Here is a 20,001-nt window from a genome sequence, read left to right on the forward strand (position 1 = left end):
CCCTACTTCACCGTGCCTTCGGACTTGTCGTACGTGGGAGCGTCCGGAGCGTCCTTCGCCGGGCCGATGCCGACGGGGATGCCTGCCTCGGGGTGGTTGAGGTCGAAGGCCGGAGCCTCGCTGCGGATGCGCGGGATGGAGGTGAAGTTGTGCCGGGGCGGCGGGCAGGAGGTCGCCCACTCGAGCGACCGCGAGAAGCCCCACGGGTCGTTGACGGTGACCTTCGGCGCCTTGCGGGCCGTGATGTACACGTTCAGGAAGAACGGGATCAGCGAGACCGCGAGGATCATCGCACCGACGGTCGACAGCTGGTTCATCCAGGTGAAGCCGTCCTCGGGCAGGTAGCTCGCGTAGCGGCGGGGCATGCCCACGACGCCGAGCCAGTGCTGGATGAGGAAGGTGGTGTGGAAGCCGATGAACAGCAGCCAGAAGTGCCACTTGCCCAGCGTCTCGTTCAGCATCTTGCCGGTCCACTTGGGCCACCAGAAGTAGAAGCCCGAGAACATCGCGAACACGACGGTGCCGAACACGACGTAGTGGAAGTGCGCCACGACGAAGTACGAGTCGGACACGTGGAAGTCGAGCGGCGGCGACGCGAGGATGACGCCGGTGAGTCCACCGAAGGTGAAGGTGATCAGGAAGCCGATCGCCCAGATCATCGGGGTCTCGAACGTCACGGATCCGCGCCACATGGTGCCGATCCAGTTGAAGATCTTCACGCCGGTCGGGACCGCGATGAGCATCGTCATCAGCGAGAAGAACGGCAGCAGCACCGAGCCGGTGACGTACATGTGGTGCGCCCACACCGTGACCGAGAGGGCCGCGATGGCGATGGTCGCGTAGATCAGCGTCTTGTAGCCGAAGATCGGCTTGCGGCTGAACACCGGGAAGACCTCGGAGACGATGCCGAAGAACGGCAGCGCGATGATGTACACCTCGGGGTGGCCGAAGAACCAGAAGAGGTGCTGCCAGAGCAGCACGCCGCCGTTGGCCGCGTCGTAGATGTGGGCATCGAACACGCGGTCGGCACCGAGGGCGAACATCGCCGCCGCGAGGACCGGGAAGGCCAGCAGCACGAGGATCGACGTCACCAGGATGTTCCAGGTGAAGATCGGCATGCGGAACATCGTCATGCCGGGGGCGCGCATCGTGATGATCGTCGTGATGAAGTTCACCGCGCCGAGGATCGTGCCGAAGCCCGAGAGCGCGAGGCCGAACACCCAGAGATTCCCGCCGAGCCCTGGCGAGAACGTGGTGCTCGAGAGTGGCGCGTAGGCGAACCAGCCGAACGACGCGGCGCCCTGCGGGGTGATGAAGCCGGCGACCGCGATCAGCGAGCCGAAGCTGTAGAGCCAGTAGGCGAACGCGTTGAGCCGCGGGAACGCGACGTCGGGGGCGCCGATCTGCAGCGGCATCAGGACGTTGGCGAAGCCCGCGAAGAGCGGCGTCGCGAACATCAGCAGCATGATCGTGCCGTGCATCGTGAAGAGCTGGTTGTACTGCTCGCGGGTCTCGACCACGGCGAGGCCGGGCTCGAAGAGCTGGGCGCGGATGACCAGGGCCATCACGCCCGCGATGCAGAAGTAGATGAACGAGGTGATCAGGTACATGTACCCGATGACCTTGTGGTCGGTGGACGTCATCCAGCGAACGAGGACGTTCGCCTTGCGCTCGACCGGCGGTGTGCCGAATGCGCGGGACGGGGCGGGTGCGGTGGCGGTGCTCATGCTCCCTCTACTCCTCGTTCTCGGTGCGGGCCGGCGCGCCGGTGCCGGGCAGGTTGCTGTTGCGGTCGTACTCGGCGCCGAGCTGGCCGGTCTGGCCCGCGTCGCGCAGCGACTGGATGTAGTCGTCGTACTCGCCCTGCGAGACGACCTTCACGTTGAAGAGCATCGCGGAGTGGTACTCGCCGCAGAGCTCGGCGCACTTGCCGGCGTAGGTCCCCTCCTTGAGCGGCGTGACGTACATGTAGTTCGTCTTGCCGGGGATCATGTCCTTCTTGTAGAGGAAGTCGACGACCCAGAAGGAGTGGATGACGTCGCGCGCGTCGAGCTGGATCTTGATCTTCTGGTTCACCGGCAGGTAGAGCGTCGGGACCTCGGACTCGACCAGCGAGCCGGCGCCGTCGGCGCTGTCCTCGTACTGGCCCTGGATGCCTGCCGAGTAGACGTCCTCGTCGACGTAGTTGAAGTCCCACGCCCACTGCTTGCCGTACACCTGGATGGTCTCGTCCGGGTCGTCGTAGGCCTGCTCGATGGCGGCCTGGTCGCGCGCGGTGAAGGCGAAGAAGCCGATCACGAGGATCAGCGGCACGATCGTGTAGAAGATCTCGATCGGCATGTTGTAGCGCAGCTGCACCGGCAGGCCGGTCTGGCCCTTCCGGCGGCGGTAGACGACGACCGCCCAGATCGTCAGGCCCCAGGTGATGACACCCACGGCGAGGAGGACGATCCAGGAGGTGACCCAGAGTCCGATGACCCGGTCGACGTGGTTCGTCGTGCCGGGTTCGGTGGGGAGCCAGCCCTGCAGCTGCTCCTGCGTGCAGCCCGCGAGGACGAGGGCGAGAGCTCCTGCGACGGGTACTGCGACCCATCGGCGGAGACGGCGATTGAAGCGCACCGGTGACCTTTCGGAAGACTGGGGACCAGTTCACACGAAACTGTATTAGACCGGCCCTAGCCTACCCGCCGTCGTCGGCAGGGAGTGCACCGGCACCCGCTCTTGACCTCGCGCCGAAGTGGTGCTGCGACGACGAACGGCGCCCGACCGCCCGCCGGAGCGGGGTGTCGGGCGCCGTTCGAGCGGGCCGTGCGGCGTGTCGCCGCGGACGATCAGTGGAAGCTGTCGCCGCAGGCGCAGCTGCCGCCGGCGTTGGGGTTGTCGATGGTGAAGCCCTGCTTCTGGATGGTGTCCTCGAAGTCGATGGAGGCGCCGTCGAGGTAGGGGACGCTCATCTTGTCGACGACGAGGCCGACGCCCTCGAACTCGACCGCGGCGTCGCCGTCCAGCGTGCGCTCGTCGAAGTAGAGCTGGTAGATCAGGCCGGAGCAGCCGCCGGGCTGTACGGCGACGCGCAGGCGCAGGTCGTCGCGGCCCTCCTGCTCGAGGAGGCTCTTCACCTTGGCGGCGGCGACGGGGGTCATCGAGACGCCGTGCGCCGCGGTGGTCGTGCTGGCGGTCAGTGTCGTGTCGGACATGTCACTCCTCGGTGGGATGGGCGATAACGCGCAGGACGGGATCGGTCGGCGTGCGTCCGACGATTCTACGGTGGCAACCCGGATGCGGGCCGGGCTATTCCGAATCGCTCAGGCGCGGTGCCCGGCCGCGCGCAGCAGGAACAGCGCCTCCGTCTGCGCCGCGCGCTTGAAGACCCCCAGGTGCAGCGACTCGTTCGGGCTGTGGGCGCGCGAGTCGGGGTCCTCGACACCGGTGACCAGGATCTGCGCCGCCGGGAACTCGCGGACGAGATCGGCGATGAAGGGGATGCTGCCGCCGACACCGGTCTCCAGCGGCGCGCGGCCCCACGCGTCCGCCATCGCCTGCTCGACCAGGCCGACGGCCCAGCCCGAGGTGTCGACGAGGAAGGGCTCCCCCGTGTCGACGTCGGCGATCTCGAGGTGGGCGCCGAACGGGGCGTGTGCCCGCAGGTGCCGCTCGAGCGCGGCGAAGCCCTCGGGCGCCTCCTGCCCGGGCGCGATCCGCGCGCTGATCTTGACCCGCACGGAGGCGCTCAGGGTGTTGGAGGCGTCCACGACGCTCGGCGCATCGATGCCGGTGACGGTGATCGACGGCTTCGACCAGATGCGGGAGAGGAACGGCCCGGAGCCGATCGGCGAGACGCCGTCGAGGAGGCCCGCGTCGCGGCGCAGGTCGTCCTCGGTGGTCTCGGGGACCGCCCCGTCGTGCTCCGTGAGCCCCGCGACGGCGACCGAGCCGTCCTCGTTCCAGAGCGTGTCGAGCAGGCGGATCGTCGCGAGCATCGCGTCGGGGACCGCGCCGCCGAGCATGCCCGAGTGCGACGCGTGGTCGAGGGTGCGCACGGTGAGGGTCAGGGTGACGTTGCCGCGCAGCCCGACGGTGAGCGACGGGGTGTCGACGTCCCAGTTGTCGCTGTCGGCGACGACGATCACGTCGGCCCGCAGCGCGTCGTGGTGCTCGCGGAGGAAGGTGGGGAACGAGCGGGAGCCGAACTCCTCCTCGCCCTCGATGAAGAGCACGAGGCCGAGGTCGTGGTCGTCGCCCGCCACGCGGCGCAGGGCGCGCACGGCCGCGAGGTGCGAGACCACGCCGGCCTTGTCGTCGGCGGCACCGCGGCCGTACAGGCGGTCGCCGCGCACGGTCGGCTCGAACGGCGGCGTCTCCCACGCCTCCTCGGCGCCCTGCGGCTGCACGTCGTGGTGGGCGTAGAGCAGCACGGTGGGCGCTCCGTTGCGGGCGGCCCGCGTCGCGAGGACGGCGGGCTGGCCGAGCCGGTCCGAGTCTCCGATCGTGGAGCTGCGGATCGAGACGTCGTCGAAGACGCCGGTCTCGCGGGCGAGCTCGGCGATCGCCTCGGCGCTGGCGGCGACGCGGGTGGCGTCGAAGCCGTCCCAGGAGACGGAGGGGATCCGGACGAGGCGCCCCAGCTCGGCGAGCGAGCGGGGCAGGTCGTCGAGCACGGCGGCGAGGACCGCCTCCTCGTCGGCGGGCAGGGTGGAGGACGGAGTCGGAGCGTCGTGAGCCATGGAGGTAATCTTAAGAGACCCTCGATTCCAAGGACGTTCCCCTGTGGCCAAGCACCCGATCGCACCCGACACCCCCGACGACGCCGACGTGACGGCCGTCGGGAAGGGCCGGCCGACCCCGACGCGCCGCGAGCAGGAGCTCGCCCGCAAGCGTCCGCTGGTCGTCACCGACCGCAAGCAGGCCGCGCGCGACGCCCGCGTGAAGACCGCGGAGCTGCGCGAGCAGGCCCGTGTGGGCATGTCCGCCGGCGACCAGCGCTACCTGCCGGTGCGCGACAAGGGCCCGCAGCGCAAGTACGTCCGCGACTACGTGGACGCGCGCTTCAGCTTCGGCGAGTTCCTCATCCCGGTGATGGTCGTCGTCCTGCTGATCAGCTTCTTCCCGCAGCCCGAGCTCGCCTCGCTCACGCTGATCGTGCTGTGGGCGTTCTTCCTGCTCGCCGTCCTCGACTGCGTCCTGCTCGGCCGTCGCCTGAAGAAGAAGCTCGCCGAGCGCTTCGGCGGCGCCGACAAGGTCGAGAAGGGCATCCCGTGGTACGCCGCGATGCGCGCCCTCCAGCTGCGCGTGATGCGCCTCCCGAAGCCGCAGGTCAAGCGCGGGGCGTTCCCGGCCTGACCCCGTCGTCCCGGGCCTGAGCCGATCGGCGCGGGCCGCGTCGGGCGCGGAACCGCACCCGCTACGGACCCGGCCGCTACGCCGAGCGCAGCCGCGCGAGGCCGCGGTTGATCTGCCGGCCCCAGAGGGGACCGCGGAAGACGAACGCCGAGTAGCCCTGCACCAGGGTGGCGCCGGCGTCGAGGCGCTCCTGCACGTCCTCGGCGGTGTCCACTCCCCCGACCGAGATCACGCAGAACTCCGCGGGCACGACGCCGCGGATGACCCGCAGCACCTCGAGCGCGCGCACGGCGAGCGGAGCGCCGGACAGGCCGCCGGCTCCCGCGCGCTCGACGACGGCCCGCTCGGTGCGCAGGCCCTCGCGGGAGAGCGTCGTGTTCGTCGCGATGACGCCCGCGAGGCCCAGGCGCACGGCGAGCTCCGCGACGCGGACCACCTCGTCGTCCGAGAGGTCCGGCGCGATCTTGACGAGCAGCGGAGTCGTGTCCGCCGCCTCCGCGACCGCGGCGAGCAGCGGCTCTAGCTTGTCGATCTCCTGCAGGCCGCGCAGGCCCGGGGTGTTCGGCGAGCTGACGTTGACGACGAGGTAGTCGGCGAGCGGCGCGAGCATCCGCGCGCTGATGAGGTAGTCCTCGACGGCGTCGTCGACGTCGACCACCCGGCTCTTGCCGATGTTGACGCCGATGACGGGGCGTCCGCGTGCGCCGCGGAGGCGGGCGAGACGCCCGGCCGCCGCGCGGGCGCCGCGGTTGTTGAAGCCCATCCGGTTGATCAGCGCGCGGTCGGCGATCAGCCGGAAGAGCCGCGGGCGGTCGTTGCCGGGCTGGGCGCGAGCGGTGAGCGTGCCGACCTCGACGTGGCCGAAGCCGAGCGCGCCGAGGCCGAGCACGGCGGTCGCGTCCTTGTCGAAGCCGGCGGCGACGCCGAACGGGGTGGCGAAGCGCAGGCCGAGCGCCTCGACCGAGAGGTCGGCGCGCGGCACGGTCAGCCGGCGGACCAGCGGGGCCACGGGCCCGAGCGCCTGGATGACCGGGAAGGCGAGGTGGTGGGCGCGCTCGGGATCGAGGCGCTTGAGCACGGTGGAGAACAGCAGCGGGTACACGGCGGCGCTCACAGCTCGTCGGCGGTGTGCAGGGCGGCGGGGCGCTCGGCGCGCAGCAGCGCGATCGCCGACTCGAAGTCGTCGAGCGAGTCGAACGCCTGGTAGACGCTCGCGAAGCGCAGGTAGGCGACCTCGTCCAGCTCGCGCAGCGGCAGGAGGATCGCGAGTCCGATGTCGTTCGCGTCGATCTGCGAGGCGCCGGTGGAGCGGAGGTTCTCCTCCACCCGCTGGGCGAGCACGGCGAGATCGGTGTCGGTGACCGGGCGGCCCTGGCAGGCCTTCCGGACACCGCTGACGATCTTCTCGCGGCTGAAGGGCTCGACCACTCCGCTGCGCTTGATCACGACGAGGCTCGCGGTCTCGGTGGTGGAGAAGCGGCGGCCGCACGACGGGCACTGGCGGCGGCGGCGGATGGAGAGGCCGTCGTCGCTGGTGCGCGAGTCGATGACGCGGGAGTCGGGGTGACGGCAGAAGGGGCAGAACATCTCGGGTGCCTCTCGAGGTCAGGCGAAGCGGGCGTCGACGGCGTCGCCGTGCGCGGGCAGCGCCTCGGCGTCGCTCAGCGCGCGGATGTGCGGGGCGACCCGCTGCAGGGCGGCGCGGTCGTAGGAGACGAGCTGCTGCGGGCGGAGGAAGGTGTGCGCGCCGAGCCCGGAGGAGAAGCGCGCCTGCCCGAGGGTCGGCAGCACGTGGTTCGAGCCGGCGAGGTAGTCGCCGAGGCTGACCGGCGTCGTCGGGCCGAGGAAGACGGCGCCGGCGTCGTGGATCCGCTCGGCGGTCGCCTCGGGGTCGACGGTGTGCAGCTCGAGGTGCTCGGGACCGTAGGCGTCGCTGAAGGCGCAGGCGATCTCGAGGTCGTCGACGATCACGAGCGCCGACTGCGGGCCGGCGAGGGCGATGCCCACCCGCTCGGAGTGGTGGGTGCGCGCGGCCTGCTCGGCGATCTCGCGCTCGACGGCCTCGGCGAGGGCCGGGTCGTCGGTGACGAGGACGGCGGAGGCGGCCTCGTCGTGCTCGGCCTGGCTGACCAGGTCGGCGGCGATCAGGCGGGGGTCGGCGCTGGAGTCCGCGATGACGAGGATCTCGGTCGGTCCGGCCTCGGAGTCGATGCCGACCTGGCCGAGCACCTGGCGCTTGGCGGTGGTGACCCAGACGTTGCCGGGGCCGGTGATGATGCTGACGGGATCGAGGCCGAGGGAGTCGACGCCGTAGGCGAGGGCGGCGACCGCACCGGCCCCGCCCATCGCGTACACCTCGTCGACGCCGAGGAGTCCGGCGGCGGCGAGGATCGTCGGGTGCACGGAGCCGCCGAACGCCTTCTGCGGCGGCGAGGCGATCGCGACGGAGCCGACGCCGGCGGCCTGGGCGGGCACGGCGTTCATGATCACGCTCGAGGGGTAGACGGCCTTGCCGCCGGGGACGTAGAGGCCCGCGCGGCCGACGGGCTGCCAGCGCTGGGTCACGGTGGCGCCGTCGTCGAGAACGGTCGTGCGGGCCGGCGGGATCTGCGCGGCGCTGGCCTTGCGGACGCGGACGATCGCCTCCTCGAGGGCCGCGCGGATCGCGGGGTCGAGGTCGCGGACCGCGGCGGCGATGTCCTCGGCGGGGACGCGCAGGTGCGGCGGGCGGACGCCGTCGAGGCGCTCGGCCTGGTCGAGCAGCGCCTCGGCGCCGCGCGCGCGGACGTCGGCGATCAGCTCGGCGACGACGGGTCCGACGGAGGCGGAGGTGCCGGGGTTGCGCGGAACGAGGGCGAGGAGCTCGGCGGCGGACGGGCGCCGCCCCCGCAGATCGAGAGTCTGAATCATGGCCGCCCCAGCCTACCGGCCGCACTCGCGCGCTCCCCCGCGGGCGCCTCCCGCGCCGCCGACCGCGGGACTCGATCCGTCGCCGGGTCTCGATGCGCCGATGCGCGGCTACTCGACCAGCATGCACTGCCCGCGGCCCGAGGCGAACCGGCGATCCGCGTGCCGGCGGATCGCCGCGGCCGAACGCAGGACGCTCTGCAGAACGCGACCACCCGCACGAGCCGACCGCGGCGAGCCGGGCAGGGACCGGCTCGCACGAAGGCTCAGTAGAGGCAGTTGGGGCCGAGCAGGCTCTTCAGCTCGCCGAACAGGTCCGGGGTGATCCGGACCGGGAACGGCACCTCGAAGACGCGGGCCGTGTCGCCCTTGATCAGCTTGAGGCGGACCTCGGTGCGGCCGGAGTGGCGGATGAGCACGTCGCTGAGCTGCGAGACCGTGTCGGTGGTCGCGCGCGACTCCGGCATCGAGACCGTGAGCGGCCCGGAGTCGCCGTCCTGGCTCATCTCGGGGGCGAAGAGGCTGAACGCGTGCAGGTTCATGCCGTCGTCGCGCATGCTGACGCGGCCGCGCACGACGACGATGGAGTCGTTCGTCAGCGCCGGGGCGAACTCCTGGTACGCCTTGCCCATGAACATGCAGGTGATCTCGCCGCCGAAGTCCTCGACCTGGATCATCCCGTACTGGTTGCCCGACGCCTTCGCCATCCGGTGCTGCACGCTCGTGACGAGTCCGGCGACGACCACCGTCTCGCCGTCGCCGATCGACTCCGAGACCAGCAGGTCGGCGATCGTCGTGCTGTAGTGCTTGGCCAGCTCCGTCTCGAGCCCGGCGAGCGGGTGGTCGGAGACGTAGAGGCCGAGCATGTCGCGCTCGAAGGCGAGCTTGTCCCGCTTGGCCCACTCCGGCCGGGTCGGCACCTGGATCGCGGCCTGCGGCTCGTCCCAGAGGCTGTCGAAGTCGAAGCCGACCTGGCCGTTGGCCTCGTTGCGCTTCTCGCCGACGGCGGCCTCGACCGCGTCCTCGTGCACCTCGACGAGCGCGCGCCGGGTCGAGCCGAGCGAGTCGAACGCGCCCGCCTTGATCAGCGACTCGATGGTGCGCTTGTTCGCCACCGGGAGCGGCACCTTGCGCAGGAAGTCGTGGAACGACTCGAAGCGCCCCTTCTCCTCCCGCGAGACGCGGATGCCCTCGACCACGTTGGTCCCGACGTTGCGCACGGCGCCGAGGCCGAAGCGGATGTCGGTGCCGACGGCGGTGAAGAAGCCGATCGACTCGTTCACGTCCGGCGGAAGCACCTTGATGCCCATCCGCCGGCACTCGTTGAGGTAGGCGGCCATCTTGTCCTTGGAATCGCCGACGCTGGTGAGCAGCGCGGCCATGTACTCGGCGGGGTAGTGCGCCTTGAGGTACGCGGTCCAGTAGGAGATGACGCCGTAGGCGGCCGAGTGCGCCTTGTTGAACGCGTAGTCGGAGAAGGGCAGCAGGATGTCCCAGAGGGTCTTCACCGCGGCCATCGAGTAGCCGTTCGCGTTCATGCCGCCGGAGAAGCCCTCGAACTGCTTGTCCAGCTCGGACTTCTTCTTCTTGCCCATCGCGCGGCGGAGCAGGTCGGCCTGCGCGAGCGTGAAGCCCGCGAGCTTCTGCGCGATCGACATCACCTGCTCCTGGTAGACGATCAGCCCGTAGGTGCCGCCGAGCACCTCGGCGAGCGGCTCCTCGAGCTCCGGGTGGATCGGGGTGATCTCCTGCACGCCGTTCTTGCGCAGCGCGTAGTTGGTGTGCGAGTCGGCGCCCATCGGGCCCGGCCGGTAGAGCGCGAGGACCGCCGAGATGTCCTCGAAGTTGTCGGGCTTCATCAGGCGCAGCAGCCCGCGCATCGGCCCGCCGTCGAGCTGGAAGACGCCGAGGGTGTCGCCGCGCGCCAGCAGCTCGTAGGCGGCGGGGTCGTCGAGCTCGAGGTCCTCGAGGACGAGGTCCTCGCCGCGGTTGGCGCGGATGTTGTCGAGGGCGTCGTCGATGATGGTGAGGTTCCGCAGCCCCAGGAAGTCCATCTTGATCAGGCCGAGCGACTCGCAGGCGGGGTAGTCGAACTGCGTGACGATCTGGCCGTCCTGCTCCCGCCTCATGATCGGGATGATGTCCTTGAGCGGATCGCTCGACATGATCACGCCCGCGGCGTGCACGCCCCACTGCCGCTTGAGGTTCTCGAGGCCGAGCGCCGTCTCGAAGACGAGCTTCGCCTGCGGGTCCTCGGCGATGACGTTCCGGACGTCGAGCGCCTCCTTGTAGCGCGGGTGCTCCGGGTCGTTGATCCCGGTCAGGGGGATGTCCTTGCCCATGATCGCGGGCGGCATCGCCTTGGTGAGTTTCTCGCCCATCCCGAACGGGAAGCCGAGCACGCGGGAGGCGTCCTTGAGCGCCTGCTTCGCCTTGATCGTGCCGTAGGTGACGATCTGCGCGACGCGCTCGTCGCCGTACTTGTCGGTGACGTAGCGGATGACCTCGCCGCGGCGACGATCGTCGAAGTCGACGTCGAAGTCGGGCATCGAGACGCGGTCCGGGTTGAGGAAGCGCTCGAAGATCAGGCCGTGGCGCAGCGGGTCGAGGTCGGTGATCTTCATCGCGTAGGCGGCCATCGAGCCGGCTCCGGAGCCGCGGCCCGGGCCGACGCGGATGCCGTTGCGCTTGGACCAGTTGATGAAGTCGGCGACGACGAGGAAGTAGCCCGGGAAGCCCATCTGCAGGATGACGCGGGTCTCGTAGTCGGCGCGGTCGCGCACCTCCTGCGAGACGCCGTCCGGGTAGCGCTCGTTCAGCCCGGCCTCGACCTCCTTGACGAACCAGCTGTCCTCGGTCTCGCCCTCGGGGACGGGGAAGCGCGGCATGTAGTTCGCGGACGTGTCGAACTGCACGTCGCAGCGCTCGGCGATCAGCAGCGTGTTGTCGCAGGCCTCGGGGTGGTCGCGGAAGACCTGGCGCATCTCGCGCGGCGACTTGAGGTAGAACTCGTCCGCGTCGAACTTGAAGCGCTTGGGGTCGTCGAGCGTGGTGCCGGACTGCACGCAGAGCAGCGCCGCGTGCGAGGTGGCGTCGTGCGCGTGGGTGTAGTGCAGATCGTTCGTGGCCACCAGCGGCAGGTCGAGGTCCTTCGCCAGCCGGATCACGTCGCCGATGACGCGGCGCTCGATCTCGAGGCCGTGGTCCATGATCTCGGCGAAGTAGTTCTCCTTGCCGAAGATGTCGCGGTAGTCGGCCGCCGCCTGCCGCGCCTCCTTGTACTGCCCGAGGCGCAGGCGCGTCTGCACCTCGCCGCTCGGGCAGCCGGTGGTCGCGATGAGCCCCTCGGAGTGCTCGGCGAGGATCTCGCGGTCCATCCGGGGCTTGAAGTAGTAGCCCTCGATCGAGGCGCGCGAGGAGAGCCGGAAGAGGTTGTGCATGCCGGTCGTCGTCGAGCTCAGCAGCGTCATGTGCGTGTAGGCGCCGGAGCCGGACACGTCGTCGCCGCCGCCGTCGCCCCAGCGGATGCGGGTCTTGTCCGAGCGGTGCGTGCCGGGGGTGATGTAGGCCTCGGTGCCGATGATCGGCTTGATCCCGGCCGCGGTCGCGGTGCGCCAGAAGTCGAAGGCGCCGAACACGTTCCCGTGGTCGGTGACGGCGATCGCCGGCATGCGCTCCTCCACCGCCGCGTCGATCAGCGGCTTGACCCGGGCGGCACCGTCGAGCATCGAGTACTCGCTGTGCACGTGCAGGTGGACGAAGGAATCGTTACTCGGCAAAGGATGCGCCTCCGACGGACTGCGGGCAGGGAGACCGAAAGTCTACCCGCGTCACTCCCCGCGGAGGACGTCCAGCGCGTGCGCGAGGTCGTCGGGATAGGTCGCCTCGAACTGCACCCACTCCCCCGTCCCCGGGTGCGCGAAGGCCAGCCGGACGGCGTCGAGCCACTGCCGGGTGAGGCCGAGGCGCTTGGAGAGCGTGGGGTCGGCTCCGTACATCGCGTCGCCCACGCAGGGGTGGCGCTGCGCGGCCATGTGCACGCGGATCTGGTGGGTGCGGCCCGTCTCCAGACGGATCTCGAGGAGCGAGGCGAACGGGAACGCCTCGATCGTCTCGTAGTGCGTGACCGACGGCTTGCCGTCGGCGCGGATCGCGAACTTCCAGTCCGAGGACGGGTGGCGTCCGAGCGGCGCGTCGATCGTGCCGGTCAGCGGATCCGGGTGCCCCTGGACCACGGCGTGGTAGATCTTCTCGACCTGGCGGTCGTGGAAGGCGCGCTTGAGGTGGGTGTAGGCGCGCTCGGACTTCGCGACGACCATCAGTCCGCTCGTCCCGGCATCGAGGCGGTGCACGATGCCCGCGCGCTCAGCGGCGCCGGATGTCGAGATCGTGAAGCCGGCGGCGGCGAGCGCGCCGAGGACGGTGGGGCCCTCCCAGCCGACGGCCGGGTGCGCCGCGACGCCGACCGGCTTGTCGATCACCACGATGTCGTCGTCGTCGTGGACGATGCCGAGCTCGGAGACCGCGATCGGGACGATGCGCGGCTCCTCGCGCGGGCTCCACTCGACGCTCAGCCAGGCACCCGCGGCGACGCGGTCGCTCTTGTCGAGCACCCGGCCGTCCGCCGAGACGCCGCCGGCGTCGATGACCTCGGCGGCGAAGGTCCGTGAGAAGCCGAGGAGCTTGCCCACGGCGGCGTCGGCGCGGAGGCCGGCCAGGCCGTCGGGGACGGGCAGCGAGCGCGACTGCACCATCAGGCGCCGCCGCGCGGCTCGGACTCGACGGCCTCGGTGTCGTCCCTGTCCTCCGCGGCGGCCTGCTCGGCCTTCCGCGAGGTGCGCGTGCCGTCGAGGTTCACACCGCGCAGGCTGAGGATCACGAAGAGCCCCATCGCCGTGCAGATGGCGATGTCGGCGACGTTGTAGATCGCCGGCAGCAGCCACGGCGTGTAGAGGAAGTCGACGACGTGGCCCAGGCCGAACGACGGCTCGCGGAACAGGCGGTCGAACAGGTTGCCGAGCGTGCCGCCGAGCAGCAGGCCGAAGAACAGCGCCCACGCCGTCGAGCGGATGCGCCGGGAGAACCAGATCACGGCGACGACCACGCACGCGGCGATGATCGAGAAGATCCAGGTGGAGCCGCTCGCGAGCGAGAACGCGGCCCCGGGGTTCTTCACGTAGTGCAGGATCAGCACGTCGCCGAGGACGTGCACATCCTCACCGAGCGTGAGCCCGGTGCTCACGAGGTGCTTCGCGGTCTGGTCGATCGCGAACACCGCGAGCGCAACGAGGCCGAGGGTGACGAGCACCCTCGGCCTGACGTTCGCTGCGGTGGTGCTACGCCCCAAAGCCGGGGAACGAGGACGACTCGGCCGACACCGGCTGGGTGTCGAGGTCGCGGAGCTGGCCCTCGATGTAGCTCTTCAGCTTCTGGCGGTACTCGCGCTCGAAGGTGCGGAGCTCGTCGATGCGGTGCTCGACCGTCGCGCGCTCCTCCTCGAGCTTCGCGACCTGGGCACGCTGCTTGGCCTCGGCCTCGGCGACGATGCGCGCGGCGGTGGCACGGCCCTCGGCGACGAGCGCGTCGCGCTTCTCGGCGCCCTCGCGGACGTGCTCCTCGTGGAGACGGCGCGCGAGCTGCAGGAGTCCGCTGGAGCTCTCGGCCTCGTCGACCGGAGCCGACTGCGAGGCGGCGGGAGCGGCCTGTGCGGGAGCCGGGGTGGGCTCCGGCTCGGGCTCGGGCTCGGGCTCGGCCTCGGGCTCGGGGGCCTCGTCGACCACGGGAGCGGGAGCCGGAGTGGAGGCCACGGGGGCGTCCATCGGCCGCGAGTCGCCCGAGGAGAGGCGCTGGCGCAGCTCCTCGTTCTCCTGGTTCAGGCGGCGGAGCTCCACGACGACCTCGTCGAGGAAGTCGTCGACCTCGTCCTGGTCGTATCCCTCGCGGAACTTGGTCGGCTGGAACCGCTTGTTGACAACATCTTCGGGAGTGAGCGCCATGGCTTTCCACCTTCGATTTCAAGTAGGTACACGTTCAAGAACGTTCGGCTGGAGCTAGCAACGACTAAAGCTAGCAACTGGGAGCGCGCGGCGCAGTGCGGGCACAGCGGAGCACGTCCGATCGACGCCAACGATACAGGGGCCGCCGGGGGCCCGCGCACCGCCGGGGATCAGACCCGCTGGAGCCAGGTGGCGATGTACATGCCCACGATCACGCAGAGCATGGTGAGACTCCAGCCGAAGTCCAGCGCGATCGGGCCGATCGAGACCGGCTTGATCACCCGGCGGAAGAAGGAGATCGGCGGGTCCGTGACCGTGTACACCGTCTCGGCAGCGACGAGTCCGACGCCGCGGGGGCGCCATTCACGACGGATCACCCGGACGAGATCGAGCACGAAGCGCGCCCACATCGCGAAGAAGTACAGCAGGAGGACGAAGTAGAGGACGCTCGCGAAGAGCGAGATGACGGAGCTCACCGAACGACAGGGCTCCCGGGATCAGGACTTTGCGAAGAACGACGCATCGGCGTCGCTCTCGGCGGAGGCCGAATCGCCCGCGACCGTGATGTGCGACGGGGAGAGGAGGAAGACCTTGCTCGTGACGCGCTCGATGCGCCCGTAGAGGCCCTGCGAGAGGCCGCTCGCGAAGTCGATCAGGCGGCGCGCGTCGGCGTCGCTCATCTGCGAGAGGTTGATGATGACGGGGATGCCGTCGCGGAAGTTCTCCGCGATGACCTGCGCGTCGCGGTACTGCTTGGGGTGGACGGTGAGGATCTCGTTCATCTCAGCGTGTGCCGTCGCCTTCGGGGTCTGGGGGGTGGGCTTGCGGAGCGGGGTGACCGTCGCGCGGGGCTGCTGCGGGGTCTGCTCGACCGGCGGGACCGGCTGCACCGGGGAGACCGGGGCGCGGTGAGCTGTCGCGGGAGCCGCCTCGACGGTCTCGGCACGCTCGTACTCGACCTCTTCGTCGGCGAGTCCGAGGTACACCATCGTCTTCTTCAGCGGGTTGGCCATCAGTGTCCTCCGTGTTGTCGTCGCACCCACAGCTGGGTCACGACGAGGCTACGGGCGGGCGGGCCGATTGCCGGTGATTGCCGACCCGATTCGCAGGTGTGTCGCACCCTCCGCGATCGCCTCGGCGAAGTCGTTCGACATGCCGGCCGAGATCGCGCTCGCCGCGGGGTCGATCGAGCGCACCCGCTCCGAGATCCCGCGCAGCCGCGCGAAGGCCGGGCGCGGCTCCTCGCCGAGCGGAGCGACGGCCATCACGCCGCGCAGGGCGAGCCCGGGAGCCGCGGCCAGGGCCTCCGCCAGCGGCTCGACCTCGTCGGGCGACGCTCCCCCGCGGTCGAGGTCGTCCGTCAGGTTGACCTGCAGGAAGACGTCGAGCGGCGACTGCCCGGGCTCCGGCACGCCGGCGTCGAGCAGCGGGACGAGCGCGAGCCGGTCGACCGAGTGGATCGAGCTCGCGTAGCGCCTCACCTGCCGCGCCTTCTTGCTCTGCAGCTGGCCGATGTAGTGCCAGCGCGCCGGAGTGCCGGCGAGCTCGGCCGACTTCTCCTGCGCCTCCTGGTGGCGATTCTCCCCGAAGTCGGCGACGCCGAGCTCGAGCAGATCGCGCAGGAGGGCGACGGGGTGGTACTTGGTGACCACGATCGTGGTCAGCTCGGAGGGGTCGCGGCCGGCCGAGCGCGCGGCCTCGGCGACCTGCTCGGTCACCGAGGCCCAGCGCTCGGCCAGCTCGCGATCCACCACGGCGGCGACTACTTGAGGAAGTCGGGGATGTCGAGGTCGCTCTCGTCGTCGTCGAACGACGGGTCGGCGACGGGAGCCGGCGCGGCGACCGGCGTACTCGACCAGATCGACCCGGCGGACGGAGCCGCGACCGGGGCCGGCGCGGGCTCGCTCGACGCCTCCGCGGGCAGGCTCTGCTGCGCGCGCGGCTGGGCGACGGCGGCCGGGCCGGTCGCGCCGGGCTCACCGCCGTCGAAGCCGGCCGCGATCACGGTCACGCGCACCTCGTCGCCGAGGGTGTCGTCGATGACCGCACCGAAGATGATGTTCGCCTCGGGATGCACCGCCTCCTGGACCAGGCGCGCCGCGTCGTTGATCTCGAAGATGCCGAGGTTCGACCCGCCCTGGATGGACAGCAGCACGCCGTGCGCGCCGTCGATGCTCGCCTCGAGCAGCGGGGACGCGACGGCCAGCTCGGCCGCCTTGATCGCCCTGTCCGCACCGCGCGAGGAGCCGATGCCCATCAGCGCGGAGCCGGCGCCCTGCATGACCGACTTCACGTCGGCGAAGTCGAGGTTGATCAGACCCGGCGTGGTGATCAGGTCGGTGATGCCCTGGACACCGGCGAGCAGGACCTGGTCGGCCGTGGCGAAGGCCTCGAGCATCGAGATGCCGCGGTCGCTGATCTCGAGCAGGCGGTCGTTCGGCACGACGATGAGGGTGTCGACCTCGTTCTTCAGGGTCGCGACACCCGCCTCGGCCTGGGTCTGGCGGCGCCGGCCCTCGAAGCCGAAGGGCTTCGTGACGACACCGATGGTGAGCGCGCCGATCGACTTGGCGATGCGCGCCACGACGGGCGCGCCGCCGGTGCCGGTGCCGCCGCCCTCGCCCGCGGTGACGAAGACCATGTCGGCGCCCGCGAGCACCTCCTCGATCTCCTCCGCGTGGTCCTCGGCGGCGCGGCGGCCGACCTCGGGGTCGGCGCCCGCGCCGAGTCCGCGGGTCAGCTCGCGGCCGACGTCGAGCTTGACGTCCGCGTCGCTGAGCAGGAGCGCCTGCGCGTCGGTGTTGATCGCGATGAACTCGACGCCGCGGAGGCCGAGCTCGATCATGCGGTTGACGGCGTTGACGCCGCCACCGCCGATGCCGACGACCTTGATCACGGCGAGGTAGTTCTGGTTTGAAGTCACGTGTCCGGCCTCCGGGCTGAACCTTAAACCTGTAGTTGAGGCTTAAAGTTATGCTGAGTATGCATTTGGGGTGTGGGGTCGACGGTAGGCGGAGTGCGCTCCGCCCCGCGCCAGACACGCCCGCAATCGGCAAAGAGCCGCGCGGATCCGTCCGGCGCGCCGCTCATCGCCGGGCGACGACGGCGGCCTGGGGCGAGGAGACGTCGTAGGAGGCGACGGTCGCCGGATCGGTCGCCGCCATCAGCTTCTCGAGGACGACCGCCTTGAGGGCCGAGTCGTCCGAGCCGCCCCAGAAGACGACCGCGCCGTCGGTGAGCGTCAGCGAGACGTCGTCCCCCGTGGTCGCCGCGGCCGAGGCGACCTGCCCCTCGAGCGACTCCGGCAGGGTCAGCAGCACCCGCGCCGTCGTGCGGAAGGCGGCGCCGGACGCCGAGCCGGTCGGCGTGCTGAGCAGCGGGTACCCCTCCTGGGCGGCCGGTGCGGTCTCGATGACGACGCCCGCCGGGTCGACGAGGTCGAACTCGGCCCCGTCGGCGATCACGCCGACAGGGGTCCGCTCGACGACGCTGACGATCAGGGTGCTGGGCGGCCGCGTCTGCACGGAGTAGCTCCGCACCAGGGGGTAGCTGCCGAGCACGCGCCCGACGGCGGCGCGGTCCACCAGCGTGAGCGGCACCCCGACCTGGTCCGAGAGCGAGTTCTGGATGTCCTGGGCGCTGACGCGCTGCGTGCCCGTGATCTCGATCGTCTTCACGGCCATCAGCGGCGAGTACGCCGCGACCGCGACGACCAGGGCGAGGAGGACCAGCGAGCCGGCCGTGACGAGGGCGATCGTGCGCCGGCGGCGGGCCCGACGGGTGAAGCGGCGGACCTCGCCGCGCTCGAAGCGCCGGCGCTCCCGCCCCGCCTTCGCGAGGGCGCGGCCCTCCGAGCCGGGCAGCACGAGGCGACGGAACGGGGTGCGTGGCGTCCGCTCCGACTCAGCGGCCCCGGCGGAGCGGGGCTTCGCGGGCTCGGCGCTCTCGGGCGTCGCCTTCTCGGGCGTCGTTCTTTCCGGCTTCGCTCTCTCGGGCCTCGCCTTCTCGGGCGTCGGAGCCGAGGCCTCCGGTACCGAGGGGGCTGCCTTCTCGGCCTTCTCCGCCCTCGCCGCCTTCTCCGCCTTCAGGCGCTCGGCCTGCAGCTTCCCGGCCGCGCTGCGGGGCGCGGACGGCACGCGCAGCGGCGACGGCGTCATGAGCCGGATCGGCTCGGTGGGGTGCTCGTCGCCACCGGACGGACGCCGACCCTCCGGACGAGGATCCGCGGGCGCGGGACCCACCGGACGTGCGGGCGCGGGACGCGCTCCACTCGGCGGCCGCACGCCGTCCGGCCGCTTCATCGTGCGACCGGCGCGACCTCGCTCGCGCCGAGCGACTCGAGCAGCTGGGGGATGATCCGGTAGACGTCGCCGCAGCCGAGGGTGATCACGAAGTCGCCCTCGCGCGCGATCTCGGCGGTGCGCCGGGCCGCGTCCTGCCAGTCGGCGAGGAACGAGACGTGCGACGGGTCGGCGAACCTCTCGCTGACGAGCGCCCCGGTGACGCCGGGCTCCGGGTCCTCGCGGGCGCCGTAGACGTCGAGGACGATGGTCTCGTCGGCGTGCTGCTCCAGCGCCTCGGCGAACTCGCGGGCGAAGAGCCGGGTGCGGCTGTAGAGGTGCGGCTGGTGCACGGCGATGATCCGGCCGGTGCCCACGACGGTCCTCGCGGCCGAGAGGGCGGCGGCGACCTCGGTGGGGTGGTGCGCGTAGTCGTCGTAGACGCTCACGCCGCGCACTGCGCCGTGCAGCTCGAAGCGGCGCTCGGTGCCGCCGAACCCGGAGATCGCGGCGAGTGCGGGCGCGGGCTCGAAGCCGAGACCGACGAGCACGGCGAAGGCGCCGGCCGCGTTGATCGCGTTGTGGCGGCCGGGGATGCGCAGCCGCGTCGTGTAGCGGCGGCCCTCGTACTCGACGGTGAAGCCGACCGGGCCGACCAGCTCGAGGTCGACGACGCGGACGTCCGAGCCCTCGGCCTCGCCGAACGTCAGGACCTTCGGGCCGTCGATGCGGCGGGTCACGCTGACGGCGCCGGCGTCGTCGGAGGAGATCACGACCAGCTCGCGCGCATTCGAGGTGAAGGTGACGAACGCCTCCTCGAACGCCTCGAGCGAGCCGTAGTGGTCGAGGTGGTCCGGGTCGACGTTGGTGACCAGCGACACCGCGGTGTCGTAGAGCAGGAAGCTGCCGTCGGACTCATCCGCCTCGACGACGAAGACCTCGCCGGAGCCGGCCGCGGAGGAGGTGCCGAGACCCTCGATGATGCCGCCGTTGACGAAGCTCGGGTCGGCGTCGAGACCGAGCAGACCGGTGACGATCATGCCGGTCGAGGTGGTCTTGCCGTGCGCGCCCGCGACGGCGACGAGGCGCTTGCCGCGGACGAGCCAGGCGAGCGCCTGCGAGCGGTGCAGGACGGGCAGGCCGCGCTCCTTCGCCAGCAGGTACTCGGGGTTGTCCGGCCAGAGCGCCGAGGTGACGACGACCGCCTCGGCGTCGCCGAGGTGGGCCGCGTCGTGCCCGATCGCGACGGGGATGCCGAGCTCGCGGAGCTGCTCGATCGGGTGCGACTCGCGCACGTCGGAGCCGGTGACGCGGTGACCGGCGCGGTGGAACAGCCGCGCGATCCCGCTCATCCCCGAGCCGCCGATGCCGATGAAGTGGACCGAGCCGAGCTCGTCGGGGACGGTGATGCCGAGGTCGGGCTTGATCACGGGGCTCTCGCTTTCGGATGGTCGGCGCGGCGTGCGGGGTGCCGCAGG

The 20,001-nt window shown here is 71.0% G+C and carries 18 protein-coding genes; 1 reads left to right on the forward strand and 17 read right to left on the reverse strand.

Going from position 1 to position 20,001, the window contains the following annotated elements:
* Window positions 1-2: 2 nt before the first annotated feature.
* The 4 genes from ctaD to HRK28_RS18280 all read right to left on the reverse strand — a co-directional run bounded on the left by ctaD (window position 3) and on the right by HRK28_RS18280 (window position 4,724).
* The gene (gene ctaD / locus HRK28_RS18265) at window positions 3-1,727 is read right to left on the reverse strand and encodes a cytochrome c oxidase subunit I (protein WP_160089967.1); all 1,725 of its coding nucleotides are present in this window, start codon (window positions 1,725-1,727) and stop codon (window positions 3-5) included.
* A gap of 7 nt (window positions 1,728-1,734) precedes the next feature.
* A complete protein-coding gene (coxB, locus tag HRK28_RS18270) occupies window positions 1,735-2,619 on the reverse strand; it encodes a cytochrome c oxidase subunit II (RefSeq protein WP_123446152.1) in 885 nt (294 codons plus the stop codon).
* Between the two features lie 212 nt (window positions 2,620-2,831).
* Window positions 2,832-3,197 (reverse strand): iron-sulfur cluster insertion protein ErpA, encoded by a 366-nt coding sequence (gene erpA, locus HRK28_RS18275; protein WP_123446151.1) that lies wholly within the window; start codon window positions 3,195-3,197, stop codon window positions 2,832-2,834.
* Between the two features lie 108 nt (window positions 3,198-3,305).
* On the reverse strand, window positions 3,306-4,724 hold the full coding sequence (locus HRK28_RS18280) for a dipeptidase (protein ID WP_173252605.1): 1,419 nt from the start codon (window positions 4,722-4,724) through the stop codon (window positions 3,306-3,308).
* A 43-nt stretch (window positions 4,725-4,767) separates the two neighbouring features.
* Between HRK28_RS18280 and HRK28_RS18285 the strand changes: the two genes are divergently transcribed.
* On the forward strand, window positions 4,768-5,340 hold the full coding sequence (locus HRK28_RS18285) for a DUF3043 domain-containing protein (RefSeq protein ID WP_367948472.1): 573 nt from the start codon (window positions 4,768-4,770) through the stop codon (window positions 5,338-5,340).
* Between the two features lie 76 nt (window positions 5,341-5,416).
* On the opposite strand, the gene HRK28_RS18290 is transcribed toward HRK28_RS18285, so the two are convergent.
* The 13 genes from HRK28_RS18290 to murC form a co-directional block, all read right to left on the reverse strand.
* Window positions 5,417-6,442: a quinone-dependent dihydroorotate dehydrogenase gene (locus tag HRK28_RS18290; RefSeq protein WP_173252699.1), complete on the reverse strand. Its 1,026-nt coding sequence runs from the start codon at window positions 6,440-6,442 to the stop codon at window positions 5,417-5,419.
* A gap of 8 nt (window positions 6,443-6,450) precedes the next feature.
* Window positions 6,451-6,927, reverse strand: coding sequence for a transcriptional regulator NrdR (gene nrdR, locus HRK28_RS18295; protein ID WP_160089975.1), 477 nt, complete (start codon window positions 6,925-6,927; stop codon window positions 6,451-6,453).
* A gap of 18 nt (window positions 6,928-6,945) precedes the next feature.
* Window positions 6,946-8,250 (reverse strand): histidinol dehydrogenase, encoded by a 1,305-nt coding sequence (hisD, locus tag HRK28_RS18300; RefSeq protein WP_173252607.1) that lies wholly within the window; start codon window positions 8,248-8,250, stop codon window positions 6,946-6,948.
* A 263-nt stretch (window positions 8,251-8,513) separates the two neighbouring features.
* Complete coding sequence (dnaE, locus tag HRK28_RS18305) at window positions 8,514-12,026, reverse strand: DNA polymerase III subunit alpha (protein WP_173252608.1); 3,513 nt, start codon at window positions 12,024-12,026, stop codon at window positions 8,514-8,516.
* Between the two features lie 51 nt (window positions 12,027-12,077).
* The gene (locus HRK28_RS18310) at window positions 12,078-12,998 is read right to left on the reverse strand and encodes an RluA family pseudouridine synthase (protein WP_173252700.1); all 921 of its coding nucleotides are present in this window, start codon (window positions 12,996-12,998) and stop codon (window positions 12,078-12,080) included.
* 2 nt (window positions 12,999-13,000) lie between these two features.
* The gene (gene lspA / locus HRK28_RS18315; RefSeq protein ID WP_173252609.1) at window positions 13,001-13,555 is read right to left on the reverse strand and encodes a signal peptidase II; all 555 of its coding nucleotides are present in this window, start codon (window positions 13,553-13,555) and stop codon (window positions 13,001-13,003) included.
* A gap of 28 nt (window positions 13,556-13,583) precedes the next feature.
* Entirely contained in the window at window positions 13,584-14,243 is a 660-nt protein-coding gene (locus HRK28_RS18320; protein ID WP_173252610.1) for a DivIVA domain-containing protein, read from the reverse strand.
* Window positions 14,244-14,413: 170 nt separating this feature from the next.
* Entirely contained in the window at window positions 14,414-14,719 is a 306-nt protein-coding gene (locus HRK28_RS18325) for a YggT family protein (protein ID WP_279630795.1), read from the reverse strand.
* A gap of 21 nt (window positions 14,720-14,740) precedes the next feature.
* Entirely contained in the window at window positions 14,741-15,256 is a 516-nt protein-coding gene (locus HRK28_RS18330) for a cell division protein SepF (RefSeq protein WP_160089985.1), read from the reverse strand.
* A 48-nt stretch (window positions 15,257-15,304) separates the two neighbouring features.
* Window positions 15,305-15,997, reverse strand: a complete 693-nt coding sequence (locus tag HRK28_RS18335; RefSeq protein ID WP_367948473.1) for a YggS family pyridoxal phosphate-dependent enzyme — start codon at window positions 15,995-15,997, stop codon at window positions 15,305-15,307.
* Between the two features lie 8 nt (window positions 15,998-16,005).
* Complete coding sequence (ftsZ, locus tag HRK28_RS18340) at window positions 16,006-17,166, reverse strand: cell division protein FtsZ (protein ID WP_160089987.1); 1,161 nt, start codon at window positions 17,164-17,166, stop codon at window positions 16,006-16,008.
* A gap of 163 nt (window positions 17,167-17,329) precedes the next feature.
* The gene (locus HRK28_RS18345; RefSeq protein WP_173252611.1) at window positions 17,330-18,400 is read right to left on the reverse strand and encodes an FtsQ-type POTRA domain-containing protein; all 1,071 of its coding nucleotides are present in this window, start codon (window positions 18,398-18,400) and stop codon (window positions 17,330-17,332) included.
* A gap of 140 nt (window positions 18,401-18,540) precedes the next feature.
* On the reverse strand, window positions 18,541-19,953 hold the full coding sequence (gene murC, locus HRK28_RS18350) for a UDP-N-acetylmuramate--L-alanine ligase (protein ID WP_173252612.1): 1,413 nt from the start codon (window positions 19,951-19,953) through the stop codon (window positions 18,541-18,543).
* Window positions 19,954-20,001 lie beyond the last annotated feature (48 nt).

The sequence above is a fragment of the Rathayibacter sp. VKM Ac-2835 genome (assembly GCF_013266705.1).
In the GTDB taxonomy this organism is placed as follows: Bacteria; Actinomycetota; Actinomycetes; order Actinomycetales; family Microbacteriaceae; genus Rathayibacter.